The sequence below is a fragment of the Cytobacillus sp. MT66 genome (assembly GCF_058792595.1).
Window position 1 is genome coordinate 18,701 of the sequence record NZ_JBXAFB010000025.1, and the last position, 15,961, is coordinate 34,661.

General features: G+C 35.5%; 16 protein-coding genes, 1 pseudogene and 1 riboswitch. Of the genes and pseudogenes, 13 read left to right on the forward strand and 4 right to left on the reverse strand.

Annotated elements, in window-relative coordinates:
* Positions 1-3 precede the first annotated feature (3 nt).
* From AC1Q59_RS23735 to AC1Q59_RS23775, 9 genes are all read left to right on the forward strand, one after another.
* Entirely contained in the window at positions 4-960 is a 957-nt protein-coding gene (locus AC1Q59_RS23735) for an ATP-binding protein (protein WP_492368349.1), read from the forward strand.
* Entirely contained in the window at positions 947-1,999 is a 1,053-nt protein-coding gene (locus tag AC1Q59_RS23740; protein WP_492368350.1) for an alpha/beta hydrolase family protein, read from the forward strand. Before AC1Q59_RS23735 ends, AC1Q59_RS23740 begins: the two co-directional genes overlap by 14 nt.
* Positions 1,989-2,228 (forward strand): acyl carrier protein, encoded by a 240-nt coding sequence (locus tag AC1Q59_RS23745; RefSeq protein WP_492368351.1) that lies wholly within the window; start codon positions 1,989-1,991, stop codon positions 2,226-2,228. Before AC1Q59_RS23740 ends, AC1Q59_RS23745 begins: the two co-directional genes overlap by 11 nt.
* Positions 2,225-3,706: a class I adenylate-forming enzyme family protein gene (locus tag AC1Q59_RS23750; protein WP_492368352.1), complete on the forward strand. Its 1,482-nt coding sequence runs from the start codon at positions 2,225-2,227 to the stop codon at positions 3,704-3,706. The genes AC1Q59_RS23745 and AC1Q59_RS23750 overlap by 4 nt, the downstream gene beginning before the upstream one ends.
* 19 nt (positions 3,707-3,725) lie before the next feature.
* The gene (locus AC1Q59_RS23755; RefSeq protein WP_492368353.1) at positions 3,726-5,306 is read left to right on the forward strand and encodes a HAMP domain-containing protein; all 1,581 of its coding nucleotides are present in this window, start codon (positions 3,726-3,728) and stop codon (positions 5,304-5,306) included.
* A gap of 13 nt (positions 5,307-5,319) precedes the next feature.
* A complete protein-coding gene (locus AC1Q59_RS23760) occupies positions 5,320-5,637 on the forward strand; it encodes an STAS domain-containing protein (protein WP_492368354.1) in 318 nt (105 codons plus the stop codon).
* Positions 5,637-6,482, forward strand: coding sequence for a PP2C family protein-serine/threonine phosphatase (locus AC1Q59_RS23765; protein ID WP_492368355.1), 846 nt, complete (start codon positions 5,637-5,639; stop codon positions 6,480-6,482). The genes AC1Q59_RS23760 and AC1Q59_RS23765 overlap by 1 nt, the downstream gene beginning before the upstream one ends.
* 447 nt (positions 6,483-6,929) lie before the next feature.
* A riboswitch (cyclic di-GMP riboswitch) is annotated at positions 6,930-7,001 on the forward strand.
* An 81-nt stretch (positions 7,002-7,082) separates the two neighbouring features.
* A complete protein-coding gene (locus AC1Q59_RS23770) occupies positions 7,083-7,868 on the forward strand; it encodes a putative bifunctional diguanylate cyclase/phosphodiesterase (RefSeq protein ID WP_492368356.1) in 786 nt (261 codons plus the stop codon).
* A 55-nt stretch (positions 7,869-7,923) separates the two neighbouring features.
* On the forward strand, positions 7,924-8,670 hold the full coding sequence (locus AC1Q59_RS23775) for an EAL domain-containing protein (RefSeq protein ID WP_492368361.1): 747 nt from the start codon (positions 7,924-7,926) through the stop codon (positions 8,668-8,670).
* Between the two features lie 527 nt (positions 8,671-9,197).
* On the opposite strand, the gene AC1Q59_RS23780 is transcribed toward AC1Q59_RS23775, so the two are convergent.
* The 4 genes from AC1Q59_RS23780 to AC1Q59_RS23795 form a co-directional block, all read right to left on the reverse strand.
* Positions 9,198-9,995, reverse strand: a complete 798-nt coding sequence (locus tag AC1Q59_RS23780; protein ID WP_492368357.1) for a S8 family serine peptidase — start codon at positions 9,993-9,995, stop codon at positions 9,198-9,200.
* 356 nt (positions 9,996-10,351) lie between these two features.
* Positions 10,352-10,678 carry a hypothetical protein gene (locus tag AC1Q59_RS23785; RefSeq protein ID WP_009336493.1) on the reverse strand — a complete coding sequence of 109 codons (327 nt, stop codon included), beginning with the start codon at positions 10,676-10,678 and terminating at the stop codon, positions 10,352-10,354.
* A 131-nt stretch (positions 10,679-10,809) separates the two neighbouring features.
* A complete protein-coding gene (locus tag AC1Q59_RS23790) occupies positions 10,810-11,157 on the reverse strand; it encodes a spore coat protein (protein WP_175502156.1) in 348 nt (115 codons plus the stop codon).
* Positions 11,158-11,170: 13 nt separating this feature from the next.
* On the reverse strand, positions 11,171-11,452 hold the full coding sequence (locus AC1Q59_RS23795; protein ID WP_492368358.1) for a hypothetical protein: 282 nt from the start codon (positions 11,450-11,452) through the stop codon (positions 11,171-11,173).
* Between the two features lie 661 nt (positions 11,453-12,113).
* Between AC1Q59_RS23795 and AC1Q59_RS23800 the strand changes: the two genes are divergently transcribed.
* The 4 genes and pseudogenes from AC1Q59_RS23800 (at position 12,114) to AC1Q59_RS23815 (ending at position 15,345) form a co-directional block, all read left to right on the forward strand.
* Positions 12,114-12,434 (forward strand): gamma-type small acid-soluble spore protein, encoded by a 321-nt coding sequence (locus AC1Q59_RS23800; RefSeq protein WP_082804588.1) that lies wholly within the window; start codon positions 12,114-12,116, stop codon positions 12,432-12,434.
* Between the two features lie 480 nt (positions 12,435-12,914).
* Positions 12,915-13,121, forward strand: coding sequence for a DUF1657 domain-containing protein (locus tag AC1Q59_RS23805; RefSeq protein WP_449622587.1), 207 nt, complete (start codon positions 12,915-12,917; stop codon positions 13,119-13,121).
* Between the two features lie 677 nt (positions 13,122-13,798).
* A pseudogene (locus AC1Q59_RS23810) lies at positions 13,799-13,980 on the forward strand (tyrosine-type recombinase/integrase); the annotation flags it as partial.
* Positions 13,981-14,421: 441 nt separating this feature from the next.
* Positions 14,422-15,345, forward strand: a complete 924-nt coding sequence (locus AC1Q59_RS23815) for a cupin domain-containing protein (RefSeq protein ID WP_492368359.1) — start codon at positions 14,422-14,424, stop codon at positions 15,343-15,345.
* The last annotated feature ends 616 nt before the right edge of the window (positions 15,346-15,961 follow it).

The following is a 15,961-nucleotide window of genomic DNA, read 5'->3' on the forward strand; positions in this document are numbered from 1 at the left end:
CAGTTGAGACAGTTTTTTAGTAAGTTCAAAAAATCTGCTGAAAGCAAACCTACAGAGGTGCTGTCTCCACCTCCAGATTTATCTTACGAAGAAACCATCTTTAGAACGAAAAGGGGTTTTCTAGCTAGGAAAATTGGACAATATCTAGGACTGGATATAGCGGAACAGGACCAACTTTTTAATCGGTCACTCACTCAATCATCCTTTCTGCAAGATACAGGAGATGAACAAAAGAAGGAATGCATTCTTTTTCTATCCGATCAAATGCTGGATTGGAATAAACAACAAGAAGATATGATAGAAAAAATTAAAAAATTAAAGCTCCATATGAATCTACAAAATGCGATGTTGAAGGCCTATGAGATTCATAAAGATGAAATATTTATTCCATTGTCTAAGCCAAGGGAGCCAATGATAGAATGTGAAAAACACGCGGAGTGGAAAATTTATCGTGATGTCTTGGCAGCGGCCACCCAGGGTCAATTTTTACTGATAACTAGGGAAGAAATAGAACATTATAGGGATGGAAATGTACTCTGCGAAGGAGTAATTAAGGATAGTTCGGATATCCCAGCATGCCGAAATGAGGCTAGAATATGTTTCGAAGAAATGGATATTTATAAAGGGACAGTCATGAGCTGGTTATTAGTTTTATCGGAAGCCATTACAAACACTATTAAGCATGCAGAGGAAGGAAAAATGACCATCCTTGAAAATGAACAAACCAAAGAAATGACTTTTGTCATTGAGGATAAAGGGCCAGGATTTCCACTTGATGATCTTCCAAATAAAATTTTACGCACAGGATACTCTACGAAGAATTCTTTAGGACAAGGCTTTACTCTCATGATGAAGCTGGCGAAAAAAATCGCCTTATTTACCACACCTAAAGGGTCAACTCTGATATTAATCTTTGAGTCAAGCGATGAGAAAGAAGGGCGGATAAATGCAGTTGGTTAATAGGACAATTGAAAAGACGCTTTTGACAGTAAACTTATTTGATGGATTTTGGGACCGATGGCTAGTGCATGGAGTTCGAAAAGAGGATCTTTCTGCTTTGCGTAAGACGTATTTATCGAAGGAGCTCTGGGTTCAGGGATGGAAAAATCTTGCGGAGAAAAGAATGAAAGACGCTGAAACATTAAAGCTAAGGGGTTTTTCCAAAGACGCTGAAATCGCTTATCGAACTTCTGCTCTCTATTATCAGCTCATACAATGGCTTATTCCTGACCGTAATGAAGAAAAAAGAGATTGGCTGAGTAAAAGTTTGGATGTTGTCAAAGAAGCTGATCAATTATCACCTATACAAACAAAAAATGTTGAACTGGGTATCGATGAGCAATTTTACTATGGCAGGATTAGAATTCCTAGTAATCCCAGGGAAGTTATCGTCATTATTAACCCATTAGATTCTACGAAAGAAGAACTTTTCACTTATGAAATGGACTTTGCAGAAAAAGATTATATTACGTTTAGCTTTGATGGTCCCGGACAAGGACAGACCTATACAATGGGTGGAATTAAAGGAACGGTGAAGCGTTGGCAACGATTTGTAGATGGCGTTATCGAGTATGCCCATTTGCTGTTCCCTGATAAAAACATCTATTTATTTGGAACGAGCTCGGGTGCCGCTTGGGCGATATACGGAAGTTGTCATTCATTGGTATCTAAGGCAGTGGCAGTCTCGCCACCATTTCGAACAAATGATGTAAAAATGCCGGATTATTTTACAGAAAGAGTCCAGTTTGTTTCAGATGAAGAGATTATACCGCCTTATCATACCTTATCTTTGAAGTGTCCTGTTTTATTAGTACATGGGAAAAAGGATGTTATGGTGAAGGATGAAAGCATGTATCAGTTATTTCAAATGCTACCTGAGGGAAAAAAATTCTTGGAATACCCTGACGAGGGACATTGCTGTAATTATAAGCTCCCTGAAATTCGCCAGAGAGCAATGACATGGTTTGAAAAGGAAAGGAGTCATATAAATGGATTTTGAAGAATTTCGCCAAATTCTATCCGAAATAACAATGATACCGGTTGAAAATTTAAGAAAGGATTCATCTTTTCGGGAGGAGTTACATCTTGATTCCCTTCAAATGGTAAATCTGCTAATAGAGCTTACTTCAAGACTCGGAAATGAAACCTATAAGATTAAGAGTAATCAAGATTTAGAAACAGTTTATGGAGTGTACCAAATGTTTACAAGGGAGGAAGTAAAACTATGAGTAACTTTTATAATTGGATCTTTGATCAGAACCCACCGCTTAATCAGACGATATTATCAACACAAAGCGGAGATTATACCTATGGTGAAATTCAGCATGGTATTGATGAATATTCTCAGATGATACATGAATCTCTCGGAGAGATTAAGGGGAAAAAAGTTGTCTTAATTGTTGCATCGATTTATGACTTCTCCACTTTAATCTTATCAGTTAGTAAATTGGGGGGAGTCGTCATTCCGCTAAGTCCACATCTTAGACAGGAAGACTTAGTACAGGTTTTGGATTTTATTGATCCTCATATTATTTTTACTGAAACCATGCATAACTCTTTTAATTTCAGTCAGGCAATCCACAATTGGGCGGTTCCAACGAAAAAAGAAACCGTTATTTTTGAACATCAGGGTGCCATGTTGTGGAATAAGCTGTTTCTTAATGGAGAGAAAAAACCTTTAGATGAAACAGGTGCCCAACTCATTGCCTGTACATCCGGAAGTACAGGTGTACCAAAAGGAGTTATTCTCGATTTAGGTTTTATTAATCGTGCAAACGCAGGGGTTAAGGCAGGTATGAATTTAGATAAAAACGACAAGCTCTTTGTTATGGGGCAAATTTCTGGTGTGTTTGGTGTTGTCTGGCTCCTTTCAAGTTTACATACGCAATATCATCTTGTATTCACAGAAAACCTTACAATGCAAGAAGTAGTCCAATTATATGAAAGGCAGCCGAGTAAAAAAGTGGTTTCCTCACCTTCACTTTTTAAAGCATTTGATATGATTGCTAAATTAGCAGATAAACCTGCTTTGGAACAGATGGAGCTCATTTGTTTCGCTGGAGAAGCTATTTCCGATGACTTCCTCCAATCGTATTCTAATTTAAAAGCCAAAATGATGAGCTTTTTGGGATCGTCTGAATTAGGAGCTATCATGTATACAGAAAGCGATATTCGTGAAGGGATGGATTGGGCACTGCTTCCAAATCTGAAGTATAAATTAAAATCGCCTTCCGAAGAAGGATACGGGGAGATTTTATTTCAGTGCGATGATCCATTTTTAGGTTACTATAAGCGTCCTGACTTAACATCTGAAGTATATAAAGATGGATGGTTTTATTCAGGAGATTTAGGAAGGCAAACAGCAGATGGAAAAATTGAACTGGTAGGACGTATAAAGGACATGATTAAAAAAGGTGGGCAACAAGTTATCCCAGGAGAAATAGAAGGTTTTCTCGGTAATCATCCCAATGTACAAAAGGCTATAGTTGTAGGAGTCCCTCACGCTGTTTATGGTGAACAAATTGTCGCATTCATTCAAAAAAAGAATGAACTAACAGTACAAAATTTATATGAGTATTGCAAAGATCGTATAGCACGCTATAAATTTCCAGATCAAATTCGGTTTATAGAGGAATTTCCAATGGTACAAGGAAAAGTTGATAAGGTGAGTCTCCGGAAAAGAGCTATCACAGAACCGATCAAATAGGATTAAGGAGGACTCTCTCTTGTTAAGGAAAAACATATCGCTAAGAAAACAGTTTTTAACCAGAATTATAGCGATTCTATTAGTTATTTCAATACTATCAGCCGGTATTCAGCTGTACACGATGAATAAGAAAATTGATTATGACATAAACACTCAAACGGCTATTATTGCTCAAAGTGTGAACCAAGGGATAGAAGAAACGGATTTGGCAACTAAAAGTATCGAACACCAAATCGATTTAAAGATGGAAGGATACTTGAAACATATTGGATTTATGCTGAATAAAAAGGATCATGAAAATATTACGGTAGAGGAACTATTAAAAATTAGAGACGAATTGGGTCTCGCCGGCCTATCTATTCTAGCCGAAAAAGATAATGATATTGTGATTGTTAAATCCACAGACCCAAAAGAAATAGGATGGAGCTCTAGAAATGTTGGAGATTGGATTTACGCAAATTTTGTCCAAATGTTTGAAGATAAAGCTATTGAGGTAGAGGGTGTATATTCGGCTGAAGGATTGGTTGTCATGCCAGTCGTAAGGTCAGAAGTTTATGATGCGGAAGATTTATTTTTTAAATATGGTTACTATCACCCCAAAGGAACGAACTATATTATAGATCCATTTATTGAAGCGGATGAAGTCTATAAATTTACTCAAAGAGTAGGTCCTGATTCATGGATTTCTCAAATGGAAAAGGAAAATCCCTTTGTGGTGGATATTTCCGTATTAGATCCAAAGGTCTTTCAAAATCCTGAATTAGAAAGCCAATATTGGCCACCGGTTAAAAAAGTAGTCTATGGAGATTTTCAATATCAAACTAAACAGGACCTAAAGGTGATTACAGGAATGATTGAAAATCCTACCAAAAGGACTGTAAGGGAAACAATCAATGGAGAGAAGGTTCTAAAATTATATTTACCGCAAGAAAATGGTCAAGTTCTTCATATAGCCTTTGATTATACAAAAATGACAAAGCCATTGGTAACCCAATCTTTCATTCTAGGTGGAACAGGGATAGCTGCAGTTGTAAGTATATTCTTCTTAATCTATGGCCTATTTAATAAAATTTATGAGAGCATTCGGAAGATTAAAGACCAAATCAGTTTATTAGAAAACGGGGATTTAACCGCACAAAGCCAGGTTCATGATGGAAGCGAATTAGGCTTACTTTCTGAAAGTGTGAATAACATGGCACGTAAATTAAATTATCTGGTAAACGAGACACGTAAACAAGCGATCAAAACTATGGAACTTTCCGTTCATTTAAAGGACGAGGCATCCAATTCTGTAGAAACAATCTATCAAATATCTACAGAAACCACAATGAAGGCAAGGGAACAATTATATGAAATTATGGAATTTATTGATAGGACTGAAGAGGTATTAACTCCTTATCAACAAAACGAAAACGTACAAAAGGTGATCAGCAAACTGGAACGAATGAGAGAGGTTGCCAAAGAAAGAACCTCATCCACTACTGATACAACAATAACATTAGCTGACTTGCTTAAATCCTTATATGGACAATCTAGTGAACTATCAGAGATATCCAATACATTATTGGAACAAATTAGTCAATTCAAACTTGATAAATAGGGAGGGGATGTTAGTGGAATTAAATGTCAACAAAGAAATACAAGGATCAAAAATGACATTAAAATTAAATGGTGATTTAGATATCTCGACAAGTAGTAGTATTGATCCTTATTTAGAGGAAATTGAGGATATTGACGTATTAGTATTCGATTTTAGTGAATTAGAATTTATTGATTCGACAGGAATTGGTTCCATTATGAATGCTATTTTCTTATCACAGGAGAAGAACTTTAGCGTAGAACTGCAAGGTGTTAATGACATGACAAAAGAAATTCTAGAGATTGTAGGGATTTATCAGATATTAGACACAATCCAAAAGGGGGATGCCTAATGTTCTTTGAGCAGTTTACCTACAATATCACTAATGATTCAGACAATAGGAATAACGTGGATAAAACACTAGAAAGAGAAATTAACCTGGCTAGAAATATTCAAACCTCGTTATTAAATGGAAGAGCTCCCGAGGTAGATGGCGGGAAACTCTGCGGAAATTCTCTTCCTGCTAGATTAATTGGCGGGGACTATTATGACTTTTATCCACTAGTGAATGGGAAAGTTCGCATTGTCATTGGCGATGTGATGGGGAAAGGAATTCCAGCAGCTATGTTAATGATTTTGACCAGAGGGGCTTTTCGAAGTGCTGCAGAAAGTACTAAAGGCCCCGGAGAAACCTTAACAGCCATGAACCAGGCGTTGCACAATGATTTGCGTACCTTAAAATCATTTGTTACCCTATTTTGTGCGGATTGGGACCCAAAGACTGGTATTTTCAGTTATGCCAATGCTGGACATCATCTCCCCCTTCTACTAAAGGGAAACAGTCGGACCATCTTAGATCTTCCAAAGATAAAAGGGATTATGGTTGGGGGGTTAGCGAATCAAGTGTACAAAGAGCAATCTATCAAATTAGAAGAATCGGATATGGTGTTTTTTTATACTGATGGCATTATAGAAGCTCAAAATAACGAAGGGGAACAATATCAGATTGATCGACTAAAGGAAACATTGATTTTACATCAAGACAAAGATGTAGGTGAAATTGAAAAATACGTTATGAACTCGATTAATGAATTTACTTCTGAAGTTCCACAGAGAGACGATATTACTATGGTCCTTTTGAAAATTAGTCAACAGAAAGCGGATATTAGTAGTTTGAATTCTCCTGTATTAGCATGAATTAGGTAGGAAAGGTGATTAAGGTTAGGCCGCTACTTTCTTACATAGCGTAGCAACTTTAACCTTTCCTTAACGGATTCATGAAGGAGTCTCCCATCCTCAAGGAATGTGAAAGCCCAATGAGTAGGTGGGAGATGAATTTCGGTGGCTTAAGCCAAAGCTTTTTTATTCTTTCAATTACTTTATTATAACGTAGCCGGGAACACTCATGACTTTAGTCATGAGCTGAATCGGATTCAAAAAGGGTGTAGCTTTTGCCATTTTACTATTCGACATATGCATAATCAATATGTACGCAAAAACGCTAATATAGCGGATTACCACTTGCAAAACCAATCGAAATAAATCGAAAGTTGTATTTATAAGATGTAAAATCGGTCTGTCCTATAGTAACCTTCACCTGTATTGGTAAATGGAGCTCGAACAATTATTACTTTAATTTCATAAATTAGTCAAAGGTAAAGACACAAAACTATAGGGGCTTCGATCAAGGTCGGATCATGCTAGCCAGTTAGCAATAATCTTCAGAGACTAATCAATTCGCTTAGTCTTTTTTGTTTGTTAAAATTTCGGAAAATGGAAAATAGAGGATGATGCCATGTGGTAGTAAAAAAGGATCTTAATGGGGTGGATGAAACAATTGATTGTATGGATAACCATGATGCATTAACGGGATTATCTAATCGTCATCATTTTTTTAATCATTTAAAGGATACCTTGGAAAAAGAAACGACTAAGAATGCAGCTGTATTGTTCTTTGATTTGGACCGGTTTAAAGTCATTAACGACTCGTTAGGCCATATAATCGGGGACCTGTTAATTAAAGAGGTCTCTAATAGATTAATGGATTGCCTAAAGTTGGCTGATACTGTTGCGAGAAATGGAGGGGATGAATTTTTTGTATCCCTAATCAATCTAAATCGTCAAGAGGTACTAGATATCATGGAAAAGATTCTTACATGCTTTGACGAACCATTCATCATTGATCGCTATGAAATCTATACCTCGCCCAGCATAGGTGTCAGTTTTTACCCTAATGATGGGAAAGATGTTGACACTCTAATTACAAAGGCTGATGTAGCCATGTACTCCGCAAAAGCTAACGGAAAAAACAGTTATCAACTTTATCACTCTAGACAGTCCGAAAACCTTCATGAAAAATTAGAAGTCGAAATTCACCTACATAAAGCATTAGAAAATAATGAGCTTTTCCTTCATTATCAGCCTAAGTTAGATATTTTCACCGGGGAGATTATTGGAATGGAAGCGCTCATTCGTTGGAATCATCCAGAAAAAGGGATAATTTCACCTGCTGACTTTATTCCACTTGCTAAAGAAACAGGTTTGATTCTTTCCATCGGTGAGTGGGTTTTAGAAGAGGCTTGAAGACAAAATAAAGATTGGCAGGAGGCAGGCCTACCTCCTTTCATTATTTCCGTTAATCTTTGCGCGCCAGCTTTATCAGCCTAATTTAGCTAAAAAAGTAGAAACGATTTTAGCAAAAACAGAACTTGATTCTGAGTATCTGGAACTCGAGATCACAGAAAGTACGTTAATGGATATTCCACAAGGGTTAAAGGTTCTAAACGAATTGAAAAGTTTAGGTGTGCAAATTAGTTTGGATGATTTCGGTACAGGGTATAGCTCTCTTAATTATTTAAGGCGCTTTCCCACTGATGTTTTGAAAATTGACCAATCGTTTGTAAGAAGTGCTACCCAAGATTCTACGGATGTAGCCATTGTTAAAACCATTATTCAAATGGCCCATCAGCTCCAAATGAAAGTGGTGGCAGAAGGGGTGGAGTTAAAGGATCATCTGATTTTCCTTCAGAGAAATCATTGTGATGGCGCCCAAGGCTATCTTTTTAGTAAACCCCTGCCACCGGATAAGGTCATACAAAAATACTATGAAATTGAACAAATATTATCCATGTCAGGGATTCACAAAGAAATTAAAAACGAATGGCTTGAAATGGAATTAGAAATTGCCAGACAAGAACTAGCTATTACTATCAGACAGCAACAAGGAATGATATTTAAATATGTTAAAAAGAAAGGGAAATTTATTCATACTCTTTGTGATGGCCAACTAGTTTATCAAATGGGGATAATTCCTGAGAAAGTAGTAGGAAGAGAGCTAAGAGATTTCCTCCCTGAAAATGAAATAAAGGAAAAACTTACACACTAGCAGTTAGCCTGGGAGGGTGAAGAAAATGTTGTTTATGAAGGATTTGTTAATTTGTTAACGGGATTCATTATATTACTTCTTTGCGCCCGATAAAAAGAGGGGATGTGGTGATAGAGGTCATTGGCTCTAGTGTGGATATTACAGAAAAAAACAAATCAAAGAGGAACTAAAAATAAGCCAAAAAAATTATCATCTTATAGCGCCAGGCAAAAGTCCCTGAATTGGCATTAAGAAATCAACAAACCTTATCTTCACTCATTAGTCTCCATTTGGCAATAAAGACAGAGAAGTTGTTTCCTAGCGATATTTAGACGTATTTAAGTTAAGAGAAGTATCTTCCAAAAGCACAAGTGTTTGGGGATGAGGTTCACGATCAGAAAAAGTAACCATCCGCTCGGAGTAGTATCCCCCATAAAAATATGTTAGGAGCCTGCAATGAAAAAAATAATGTTTAGGAACAATCTATTTTTTAAAATCTTTTCGATTTTTCTTATCTGTATTTTAGTCCCAATGCTCGTCAATCTATATTATACAACATACACATCCTCAAACGCATTGGAGGCTGCTGCAGAAATCATGACTACATTTTTATTGTATGCATAATCGATTGCCTCTTTCAAAAGAGAAGAAGGCTGATAATTGCCTAAACTCATATTAATGACATTTGCTCCATGGTCCACTGCCCAAATAATCCCTTTTGCTATATCAAAGGTCGTCCCATGCCCTTCGGCACCCATTGCTTTTATAGGCATTATTTTGTTATACCAAGTGATGCCTGCAACACCTTCATGGTTGTTTGTTTCCGATGCAATGATTCCTGCTGCATGGGTGCCATGTCCGTTGTCATCATCAGGGAAATTATTATTCAACAGTACATTATAACCATTTGTAATTCGTCTTCTCAAATCAGGATGGTCCAGATCAACGCCAGTGTCTATAACAGCAATAATGATATGTTCATCCCCTTTGGTGATATCCCAGCCTGCTTCTGCTTGAATTGCCGATAAGTTCCATTGGTATTGTTCTCTATATAGCAAATCATTAGGAAGTCCAATTTGATTTTGCAGATAAAGATAATTGGGTTCAGCAAATTCAACCATAGCCTGTCTGTTAAAATATTCAATAAGTTCCTTGGTCGAAAGCGTATTAGAACGAAAAACAATCGTAGAATTTAGCTTTTTAATGATAGTGCCATTTATCTCCTGTGTTATCCTTTTTATTTCCTTTGTTGAGGGAAGAGTCTTGAATGTAACGTTTACTTCTTTCTTAATATAATGACTCTCAGTTTTTTCATTGTGTTTAATTAGAAAAACGGAAGGTGTCATTTTTAAATTGATTCTTGATGGTTTGACCCATGGAAAGGCTGTTTATTTGAAGAACATTTTATTCGTTTTCAACATTTTGGACATTGGTTATAGGGGGATTAAATTTGTTTTTGACAGCAACTGTTTTATTTTCGGGATTCTCTTTGTTTCTTGTATTTGGTACTATGAATAATAACCCTAAGATAGAAGAATAAGTACGAAAACAGTAACCAATAAAGACTTTCGTAATTTTGTCATGAGACACCTCTATAAATTTATTATTAGAAAATGTTGCAATATAAGTATTAAATTTCTTATTAACATCCTTGAATCTTGATACATAAAGAACACCGTTTGAGAACAAACGGTGTATAAACTTATTCATCAATAGTATCTGGATCTGTTGCGTCTTCAGGATCTTCAATTGATTCTTCTGTATCAGGGGTGACATTATGTTCATCAATAGTATCTGGATCTGTTGCGTCGATAGGATCTTCAATTGGTTCTTCTGTATCAGGGGTGACATTATGTTGATCAATAGTATCTGAATCTGTTGCGTCGATAGGATCTTCAATTGGTTCCTCTGTCCCTGGAGTTACATCCTCCGGTGGTGGATTATTATCGTCATCTCCATTATTACACCCTAATAACAAGAAAATTGAAAGAAAAACCGTTGATAAAAGTTTCATCCACTTAAGATTCATCTTACCGCCGCCCTTTCGATTGTTGTAAATTCTAAATTATTTTCTAGGTTGGTTAACAACTAACCAACCTTTTGTCTCGCATAACTATTGTTGTTTTACCTTGAGTTTATTCTTCTTGAACACGTGTTCTTTTATTGTATTACATTACCTCTATATGGATCTTGACTTTGCATGTAGTTAGAAAATTGCTGAACCGATTGTTGAATAGTTTGTGGAGTTTCTTTTTCCAAACCGTACCATCCGTTTTTAAACATTAAGTTATATAGATTGCGGTGACAGTCGTCTGTTTCTTGGGAAACAGACGCTATTGTACGATACAACGATTCATGGCTAGCTTCTTTTAATGCAGTCGAGTATGAGGAAGATATATATTTTTCCGTAGTTAAGGCATCGTTTAGAAAATCTCTATCGTTCATTTGCGGCGTCTTAGGGACTGGTGTTTCAGGATTTTTAATCCTGTTTGGAGTATTATTTTCCACTATAGTTTCCTCCTTATTGATTCATATTTTGTGAAGGTTGAGTTACATACTGTTGCATCTGTTGAAGCAGCTGTCGATAGTGTCGATCATGCATTTGTCCAGCTTGTTCAAGTGCTGCTCTTACTTCGGGATTTTGACATTGTTGAGCGAAAAAATGCATTTTCTTCATCGCAAGTAAATTCCAGCTTAACATATCCTTTACATAGAGATGATCCTTTGTTGACATTATTTCAGGCGGTTGTGTCATTAAAGCTTGTGCTTGTTGATTATTCATACCCGTCTGCATTTGTTGCATGATGTTTCCTCCTTGTTAACAATGTTGTAATCACTTGGGTAGATTGCCACACAGCGGTCAAAAATATGCAGGTATTTTAGTTTTAAAGACCCCCCCACCTTTAGATAGCATTAAATACTCCCCACCTATACGCAGGTGGGGAGTATTTGTGGCTAAACTAAATATTAATTTATCCTATTCCAGATTCTGTCTAGGTCCAAGGCAACATATATTTTATCACCATTAATTTCCTTATGTATAATAGGATTGGAAAAATACTGATTTATATTTTTATTAAATTGCTTATACCTTGCTCGTGGTTTTGGTCCATATAAATCGTTTCAGGATAGTCCTTATACATACTCCGTCTACCTCTTTTTTAATTTTATGAAAAATACAAACTGCATCAATACTCCATTTCTAAATAAGCATACCAGTCTTGCTTCTCGAAAAGGAAAATCCCCCTCGAATTGTAAAACAATTGTACTTTAATCAGCTTTTACAAAAGTACAACCGTCAAATTTACCCTATTCTCTCTTCCTTGATTTTTTTGCCAAGAGTATTTTTTCCGAAAATATAATAAAAATATAATTCGAATTTTAAAAACTTTGTATGAATAAATATTTCTATCTTCAAACATTCTAAGAAAGGTTTCAAAAAAAAATAATAGGAGGTGTTATTCATGACAGTCATAAATGACGTTAAAACAGCTTTAGCCGGATTAAAAAGCGCTCAAGCTAGCTTTGAAACATTTGCTCTTAGTACAGATAATGAACAAGCGAAGCAGCTTTACCAAGATGCTGCTAAACAAACCCAATCTGTTTTACAAAGCGTTGAACCACGCGTTCAACAAATCGAACAAGAAGAACCACAATATGCTCATGACGGAAACCAAGCTTCCCAAGGCAGTACGCAAGTGTCACAAGGTCAATACGGTACTGAGTTCGCAAGCCAAAATAATGCACAACAAGTAAGACAAAAAAACCAACATGCCCAGTCTTAAAAAATAAATAACTGAATCACACGTTTGTACAATTCTGAAGCTTTATGTCGCCAAAAATTTTTATGTGTTGATTCATTTGTTACCAATAAAAACATCCTTAGATAGATTAGAGGTTTTTAAAAATAAAAAGGAGCAATTGTTATGCGATTACCCGAAGACTTCAAAAGAGCTAGGCATAAAAAAGAAGAAGGGTTAAGTTTAGATCAATGCTTTTCACATCCCATTATACATAGGGAGATACGTGGGGATAAAGTATTCGTACCATTAGATTTAAAGAGAATTTGGAATCAAATATAGCAACCGTTTGGATTAAACGGATATTTTATTTATTAAGAGAAAAAGGATATTAATTTAGTTTTCAAACCTTACTTCATAATATTATTTTTAGAAAAAAATATGGATTACATTTGAATTATAAAGAAAACCATTTTTCATCATTCTAACAAAGGTTATTAAAAACATTAAAGGAGTCGTTATTCAATGACAGTAATAAATGATGTTAAGACAGCTCTAGCGGGATTGAAAAGTGCGCAGGCTAGCTTTGAAACATTTGCTCTTGGTACGGAAAATGAACAAGCTAAGCAGCTTTACCAAGATGCTGCTAAACAAACCCAATCCGTTCTAAAAAGCCTTGAACCTCGCGTTAAACAAATCGAACAAGAAGAACCTCAATACAAACAACAATAATTAAAAGACAAAAAAAGGTTGGTCGAGTAAACCAACCTTTTTACTCTCTCAATAATGGATGAAACACAAAGGTGATTATTCATGATATATAAAATAAAACAATTAAAGATCGGTCTTTTAGTATTAACGGTTATCGGAATAGGATCAGGATGTAACGAAAGCCAGAATCAGTTGGGTGAAAATAATAACGATTTGAGTATTTCACAGGTACATACAAGCTTTCTTTTTCGATTCTTAACACGTTTTTTCATTGACATCAACAAACTTTATAAATACATATAAACACAATGAGACCCCTCACAACATCGTGGGTGGTTTTTTTGCCTTCATTTTTAATTCTCTTGGGTGTATTGTGTCAAAAAGGTGAAGGTTGGATTGGTAGGGGTGAATTAGCAAACAGCGAACCCGATGGATATACGTTTGGTTATATGGTCTCTCCAAATATCTTTACTGGTTAATAAATCCTACTGCCAATAGAAAAGAAAATTTGGACAGTTTTTAATTTAATATCAGTCACCATGAAGATTCCGAACTTATTGTCGTAAAACGGGATGACCCCCGGTTTGACAATATTAAAGAGTTCATTGGATACGCAAAGGAAACGAGTTAGCTGTGTAGATTTATAAGGTAAAAACTAACATACGAGATTGACTGCTTATTAAACGGCTATTTAAAAAGGTTTGAGAATTGTAGAAGCACTATCGCTCTTTATAGAGGACTTTATTTTTGATCATAAAAATAGACACCAATTCAGTTGAAATAGATAGAGGGGAGTTAATCATCTAGTTCTTGTTTGATGTACCTTTATGAATTCCTTGATGAATTAGCGATTGATACCAACTTTATATTTGTAAAATTGGTGATGAAGCCATTATGGAAAAATTAATTTTAGAAGTGTCTTAAATGAATCAAGTGCACGCAAGCACAACGCTATCAACAATGCCGATATTCATTGAACGGATTGAAGCGCTAAGGCAGCAACAATCACCTATACTAAAACAATATTAACGAGAAATAAATGAGGAAAGGATGCCCTTATTGAATCACTGAAACGGAAGACCAAGAAATTAGAAGGTGATAACAAACAACTTAGTGAGTAATTAGTTGCTTATACAGAGGTATTTAAAAAAGTTTAGTTTATGGAGAGAATGGTGCTCTCCATCCCTGCCTGTTGAACAAACGGGCCATTAACTGAGTAAATTCTTTTCAAATGAGACCTTCTTAAGGCACTATGGATTAAAGCACAAACTCTAAACATAGGAATATGATAATTTTATAAAAATATGAGGGAATGACCAAAATGTATAATGTTCCAATCACGTACCCATATCCTTATTACGTCAACCCATCAATATATAACTCAAACTTGATGTTAAGAAATAGTCAAGGAAAGGATCGACTAATATTTGAGGCAATACTTGACGGAATAAAAGGAGAAGCTTCAGCCATTGATTTATATAGCAGATTAGTAAATTTAGCACCAAATCAAAAGCATAAAAATGACATTCTGAATATTTTAGAAGACGAAAAGGTACATTGGCAGCAACATACAAATCTGTATATTTCGATAACTGGAAGACAGCCTGTGTACCAAATCGAGAAAGTATCTTTTCGAAATTATCGTGAAGGACTGCAAAAAGCTTATGAAACGGAATTAGCGAATTATGAAGAATATCGAAATGATTATTTGCTTTTGCAAAATTCACCGGTTGGTGATGTATTCCTACGTGCTTCCACAGATGAAATGGAGCATGCTAAACGATTGGCCTTTTTAAAATCATTTAAGAGCAAAGATAAAATTGAATTAAAAGATTATGGACCAGAACCGTTTATCGTTAATATAGAGGAGGCTACGAAGCAAAACAATACGTATCGTACCGCTTTATGGACAGGAAGACATTTGCAAGTTACCTTGATGAGTATCAATGTTGGAGAAGATATCGGTTTAGAAATTCACCCCACAGTTGATCAATTCTTGCGTATTGAACAAGGTCAAGGGATTGTTCAAATGGGGGATCGTAAAGATAATTTAGATTTTGCAAAAAAAGTCTATGAAAACTTTGCCATTATGGTACCTGCTGGTAAATGGCATAATGTAACCAATACAGGTAATATCCCGCTAAAACTTTACTCTATTTATGCGCCGCCTCAGCATCCACATGGTACCGTTCACGTAACGAAAGCTGATGCCATGGCTTCTGGTCGTTGTTTTATGGCGAACTAAAATCGCTCGCAGAAAGTACACTATAACTTATCTGAAGAGCAGTAGTAGCCTATCACTGCTCATTTTTTGAAATGTATTTTGCTATTTTCACGTGTCAAATCATTAAAAAATTAAATAATAAAGCTACTTTTAAACACATAGTTTTGTTTTTTATATAAGTATTCAACTAATTAATCCTAAATTGATTCGAATACTTGAATAGCCCTATAGGGAAAATGACTTATTCATTTTCTTTAACATACAGAAATGGGCGCCTTTAACGAAACGGTGCTTGTCCTATTGCAATTGATTATTTTCCTTTTAAAATAAACCATCACCTATTAACCATTAAACTTTGCAAAAAAAGCCTCGAAATGCTTAATTTCTGGGCTTTACTTCTTATATGAACAATTATGTTAGTTATAAATATGATTTACCACCAATTACAAGGGATGAATCAATAAAGAGAACTGTTGTCAAAATATCAGTTCCATAATATATATTTTTCTATATTTGTGTGTTATATGGGAGGTAATTTATACTGGAGGATACTGTATATATGAGGTACCTTAGTGGAATAAAGGTAAAAAAATGCCGTAGTTTTCATTTTACTTAAAAACCAAGTATTCTTATTTTA